Source organism: Bradyrhizobium sp. Kon69, assembly GCF_055807515.1.
The window spans coordinates 1-290 of record NZ_JBVVOS010000275.1 but is presented as its reverse complement, the minus strand read 5'-3'; the positions used below and the strand labels follow the sequence as shown (position 1 = coordinate 290).

General features: G+C 64.8%; 1 protein-coding gene. It reads left to right on the top strand.

Going from position 1 to position 290, the window contains the following annotated elements; genetic code table 11:
• A partial coding sequence (locus tag AC0L3U_RS39145; protein WP_473365083.1) for a sugar phosphate nucleotidyltransferase occupies positions 1-290 on the top strand: 290 nt, incomplete at both ends.

Genomic DNA, 290 nt, shown 5'->3' with positions numbered 1-290 from the left:
GAATACGGCTATATCAGCCCGGGCGAGGTCATCTCCGGCGAGGTGCACGCGGTCGCGCGCTTCGTCGAGAAGCCGGATGCGGTGAAGGCCGCCGACTACGTCAATTCCGGCTATCTCTGGAACAGCGGCAACTTCATGTTCCCGGCCAGCGTCCTGCTCGACGAATACCGCAAGGTCGACGCGGCGAGCGTGGAGGCGATTTCCAATGCCGTGAGCAATGCCGGCCGCGATCTCGGCTTCGTGACGCTGGAGCCCGAGGCGTTCGGCGCGGCCAAGGCGATCTCGATCGA